At 72.6% G+C, this 4,317-nt stretch carries 6 protein-coding genes and 1 pseudogene; 3 read left to right on the top strand and 4 right to left on the bottom strand.

Annotated elements, in window-relative coordinates:
* Nucleotides 1–206 (top strand): annotated as a pseudogene (locus GUY60_RS39350) (carbohydrate-binding protein); the annotation flags it as partial.
* A 5-nt stretch (nt 207–211) separates the two neighbouring features.
* Here GUY60_RS39350 and GUY60_RS35100 read toward each other — a convergent pair.
* Nucleotides 212–823, bottom strand: coding sequence for a maleylpyruvate isomerase family mycothiol-dependent enzyme (locus GUY60_RS35100; protein ID WP_161705373.1), 612 nt, complete (start codon nt 821–823; stop codon nt 212–214).
* 86 nt (nt 824–909) lie between these two features.
* Between GUY60_RS35100 and GUY60_RS35095 the strand changes: the two genes are divergently transcribed.
* Both GUY60_RS35095 and GUY60_RS35090 read left to right on the top strand, forming a co-directional pair.
* Nucleotides 910–1,851, top strand: coding sequence for a LysR family transcriptional regulator (locus GUY60_RS35095; protein ID WP_161705371.1), 942 nt, complete (start codon nt 910–912; stop codon nt 1,849–1,851).
* Between the two features lie 82 nt (nt 1,852–1,933).
* Complete coding sequence (locus GUY60_RS35090) at nt 1,934–2,284, top strand: helix-turn-helix transcriptional regulator (RefSeq protein ID WP_188133214.1); 351 nt, start codon at nt 1,934–1,936, stop codon at nt 2,282–2,284.
* Between the two features lie 25 nt (nt 2,285–2,309).
* Here GUY60_RS35090 and GUY60_RS35085 read toward each other — a convergent pair whose 3' ends face one another.
* The 3 genes from GUY60_RS35085 to GUY60_RS35075 all read right to left on the bottom strand — a co-directional run bounded on the left by GUY60_RS35085 (nt 2,310) and on the right by GUY60_RS35075 (nt 4,111).
* Nucleotides 2,310–3,077 carry a hypothetical protein gene (locus tag GUY60_RS35085; protein ID WP_161705366.1) on the bottom strand — a complete coding sequence of 256 codons (768 nt, stop codon included), beginning with the start codon at nt 3,075–3,077 and terminating at the stop codon, nt 2,310–2,312.
* Nucleotides 3,078–3,183: 106 nt separating this feature from the next.
* Nucleotides 3,184–3,417, bottom strand: a complete 234-nt coding sequence (locus GUY60_RS35080; RefSeq protein ID WP_161705364.1) for a hypothetical protein — start codon at nt 3,415–3,417, stop codon at nt 3,184–3,186.
* Nucleotides 3,418–3,424: 7 nt separating this feature from the next.
* Nucleotides 3,425–4,111 (bottom strand): TNT domain-containing protein, encoded by a 687-nt coding sequence (locus GUY60_RS35075; RefSeq protein WP_312866543.1) that lies wholly within the window; start codon nt 4,109–4,111, stop codon nt 3,425–3,427.
* Nucleotides 4,112–4,317 lie beyond the last annotated feature (206 nt).

Below are 4,317 nucleotides of genomic sequence, written 5' to 3'. Positions count from 1 at the left end.
ACCCCCGTACCCCGCACCCCACTTCCGCACGCACATGAAGGCGCAGGCACCCGGCAACCCCGTACTCACGACGCAGTTGTACTGTCCCGGACGAGCCGCGCAACGACCCCGACGCCCTCTTCGGCCCGGCGTTGCTCATGACCGTCCAGGACAACGGCAGCAGCCGACAGGGCACCTTCGACTTCGTCCTGAACGTCACAGCACGACGCGGCTAGCGACGGCCACCCGGCTCGGGGACCAGCCGCCCCGCAGGCACCTTCCGGCCGAACGCGAACAGCAGCAGGTCCTGCCCCGAGCCGGTCACCGGGGTGCCGCTGCCGAACGACCAGTCGAGGTCGTCGGCGCACAGCCGCACCCCGGACAGGTCGGCGCCGAAGAACTTGGCGCCCCGGTACGACACTTGGCCGAGCAGGACCCGTACGCGTTCCTCCGGCACCCGGCGGTCCAGGCCGAGCGCCACCGTGATGTCCATGCCGTGCACCACATCGTGGCCGAGCGCCCCGGCGAGACCGCCGACCGGGGGCGTCCACGGATGCTCGGCATGCTCGCGCAGCCACCCGGCGAGCTGTCCGGGAGCGGCAGCGGCGGCGTCGGCGCGGGCCAGGCGGTCGGTCATCCGGTGCAGGCTGCCGCGCGCCCGCACCAGATGCCCGACGACCTGCGGCAGCGAGTAGCGGAAGCCCATCGACATATGGGCCGCGACCTCCCGCACCCGCCAGCCCGCGCACAGACTCGGCGCGTCCCACTGCTCGGCCGTCAGACCGTCCAACAGGTCGGCGATCTCCCGGCGTTCGGCGGCGATCAGGCTCTTGAGCTGCTCCATGCCTCCACGATCACCGCACCCCCACCCATAAGTCCAAGAGCCAGTTCTTCTCAGACCCAGAACCGGTGCTTCTAGACTCCACGGTCATGGAACTGCGGCAACTGCGCTACTTCGTCACCGTCGTCGAAGAGGCCAACTTCACCCGCGCCGCCGCCCGGCTGCACCTCGCACAGCCGGGCGTCAGCGCGCAGATCCGGCAACTGGAACGGGAGTTGGGCCACCCGCTCCTCGACCGCTCGGGCCGGACCGTGGCCCTCACAGAGGTCGGCGCGGCCGTGCTGCCGTACGCGCGGGCCGCGCTCGCCGCCGTGGACGGGCTGCGCGACACCGTGGACGAGTACGCCGGACTGCTGCGCGGTCATGTGGCCATCGGCCTGGTCTCCGGCGCGGCCGCCCATGAACTCGACGTGGCCGCCGTGCTCGCCGACTTTCACGACGCCCACCCGGGCGTCGGGATCGCGCTCACCGAGGACACTTCGGAGCGGATGCTCGCGGCGCTGCGCCACGGCGAACTCGACATCGCGGTGATCGGCCTGACCGGCGCCGCACTCGGCCCCGGCATCGCGCACGAGGTACTCGTCGACGTGCCGCTGGTCGCCGCCGTCGCCCCCGACGACCCGCTCCTCGCCTCCGACGACCCGCTGCTCGTCGCCACCGGCCGTGCCGGGGTGCCGCTGACGGCGCTGCGCGACCGCCCGCTGATCAGCCTGCCGCGTGGCACCGGCATCCGCGGCGTCCTCGACGGCGCCTGCGCGGCCGCCGGATTCACTCCCCGTATCGCCTTCGAGGCCGCGGCTCCCGAACTGCTCGGCCGACTCGCCGCCCGCGGCCTCGGAGCCGCCGTCGTCCCCGCACTCACCGCCGACGAGGCAGCTCAACTCGGCCTGCGCACCGTCCCGTTCACCGACAGCGCGCTCCGCGGCCGGGTGGCGCTCGCCTGGCGTACGGACGGCCCCTCCGGCCCGGCGGCCCGCGAGCTGCTGCGACGGCTGCGCCTGGCCACGGCCGATCGCGCGAGCGGTACCTGACCCCGGAAGGGCTGCCGGGCTGTGGGAAAATGGCGGCGTGGATCTGCAGGACCTCGCCCGGTTGCGCCGGGCCCGTGACGCGATGGACCGTGACTACGCGCAGCCGCTCGACGTGCCCGCGCTGGCCGCCGTCGCCCTGATGTCTGCGGGGCACTTCTCCCGCAGCTTCCGCGCCGCGTACGGAGAGACCCCGTACAGCTATCTGATGACACGCCGCATCGAGCGGGCCCAGGCCCTGCTGCGTCGCGGCGATCTGTCCGTGACCGAGGTCTGTTTCGAGGTGGGGTGCACCTCGCTCGGCTCGTTCAGCTCCCGCTTCACCGAGCTGGTCGGCGAGACCCCGAGCGCCTACCGGGCCAGGAACCACGACGACGGTGCGGCCGTCCCGGCCTGCGTCGCCAAGATCCATACGCGTCCGCTGAGGAACGGCTGAACCGCGGGGCGCGGGGCCCTTGAGGCTACGGAAAGACCTGCTTGCTCGCGTCCCTGATCGCCGCCAACTCCCGCTCGTAGAAGGCGTACAGCGGGGTTCCGGGCCGGTACGCGTGCGTCGGCACCGGCTGCCGGTCCGGCTGTGAGTGGTACTGCGTGACGACCATCGCGTCGTCCATGCGGTAGATCGTCGACGCCCGGAAAGCGGGGCAGGCCCAGATCTCGACCGAGCCGGGCGGTGCCGTACGCGCGAGCCGCAGACAGTCGTCGAGCGCCTCCCGCACCTTGGCCCGCACGTCGTGGTGCGTGTAGACGGGGTGGAAGCGGTGGCTCAGCGCGTCGACGCAGGCCGGGTCGGTGTGGTCGGGCAGGAAGAACCGCACGCGGGTGCCGGGGCGCCGTACAAGCCGTTTCAGCTCCTCGCGGTGCGCGCCGCGCCACGTCGTCGACCAGGCGCAGGACACGTCGAGGGCACGGGTGCGGGACAGCTGGTGGTCCCAATCGACCAGGTCGAGATAGTCGGCGCCGACCGCGAGCAGTCCGCTGCGCTCGATGTCGTGCCGGAGCCCGATCGCCTCGGTCAGCTCCTGCCGGTCGCGGCGCTTGTTGGCCAGGTTCACCAGGACGGCGATGCCCACCGACGTGATGAGCACTTCCCCGGCGAGAGCGCGGAGTTCGGCCGCCGACGGCCCGGTGGAGAGCAGCAGCACGGCCCCCGAGGCAAGCGCGAAGGTCCCGAGGAACCAGGTGGCCAGGCTGTTGAGCTGCCGATACGGGAGGGCGTGCGCACGCATGGGTTCGGGGGTTCTCCGTACGGGGTGGGGCGGCCCCGGCACGTGCGGGCGCACGCGCCGGGGCCGTGGCACTTCGGGGCCGGCGACTCGCGAGTGACCGGCGCCGTCAGAGGAGCATCCGCAGCAGCGCCGCGCAGGCCTCGTCCTCGGTGCCGTGGTGGGTGATCACTTCGTACATGCCGCGTTCGTACAGGCCGGTCTCCCACGCCCCGTCCGGCGCCCTGCGCAGGAACAGGAAGTCCGGGGGTGTGGGGGTCGGCTCGTGCACGCCCTCGATGCGGTAGTACCCGTCGGGCACTCCCGCGGCGGTCAGCGCGGCACGCAGGGCCTGGCGCTGCATCGCGTGGTCACTGCGCGGCCGGGGCGAGATAGCCGCGGTCGAGCAGCCACTTCACGTTGAGGCGCTGCCCCTCGCCCGGGTCGAGGAACACCGCGTCGAGCTTGATCTGCTGCCCGCCGCCCGGCTGCTCGAACCAGGGCGCGATGCTGCCCTGCCACACCCAGAACGGCTTGGCGACCTTGTAGACGCGGTAGTCGCAAGGGGCCGTGGCGTCCCGGGTGTTGAGGTTCTGCGGCGGCAGCGCCCGCTTCGCGTACGAGTCGCCCGCCGGGGCCAGGAAGCCGCCGTACTCGGAGCCGAAGCGGTCGAGGCGCTGGCCCTTGCGGAGCTTGGTGGGCTCCTTGTCGATCGTGCCGTTCTTCTCTGCGAAGCCGTCGTTCGGCGGGTACTTCCAGCCGCCGCCGTCCGCCGGTCCCTCCCAGTACTTCTTCAGGTACGCGGCGTCGGAGAGGCCACCGGTCCGGTTCCAGTTCTTCAGCAGCGGGCCGACCGGGGCCTGCCACTGCTTCGGCAGCCGCTTCGGGCCCAGGCGGGCGTCGCCGTGGTACTCGCCGGTGCAGGCGGCGGCCGCGGCAGCGTGCGCCGGGGGTGCGGTGGGCGCGGCGGGCGCGGCCGAGGCTGTCGGCGCGAGCGCCACGGTGACGGTGACACCCAGGGCGGCAAAGACGATACGCAGCGGGCCGGTTGGCTTCACTCGGGCTCTCCTCGTACGACACAGGGGGCGGCCCGCGCTGGGCCACCCGCTCGAAGTACGCACGGTAATCACCGCGTTGCCTTGCGTAGTCCCGCAACGCCGAATTGGCCTGATCCACACGGCAGTCGACCGGTCCATGCCAGGTCGGGCCGGGGTACGAGAACGCCGACCCGCCCTGCCTCGACGTACGGCCGGGGAGACCGGGG

It is taken from the genome of Streptomyces boluensis (genome assembly GCF_009908195.1).
Classification (GTDB): Bacteria; Actinomycetota; Actinomycetes; order Streptomycetales; family Streptomycetaceae; genus Streptomyces; species Streptomyces boluensis.
This window is presented reverse-complemented; position numbering and strand designations above follow the sequence as displayed.

Coding starts and splice junctions, on each gene's coding strand:
- GUY60_RS35100 (WP_161705373.1), bottom strand. CDS start 823: ATGGAGCAGCTCAAGAGCCTGATCGCCGCCGAACGCCGGGAGATCGCC.
- GUY60_RS35095 (WP_161705371.1), top strand. CDS start 910: ATGGAACTGCGGCAACTGCGCTACTTCGTCACCGTCGTCGAAGAGGCC.
- GUY60_RS35090 (WP_188133214.1), top strand. CDS start 1,934: ATGGACCGTGACTACGCGCAGCCGCTCGACGTGCCCGCGCTGGCCGCC.
- GUY60_RS35085 (WP_161705366.1), bottom strand. CDS start 3,077: ATGCGTGCGCACGCCCTCCCGTATCGGCAGCTCAACAGCCTGGCCACC.
- GUY60_RS35080 (WP_161705364.1), bottom strand. CDS start 3,417: ATGCAGCGCCAGGCCCTGCGTGCCGCGCTGACCGCCGCGGGAGTGCCC.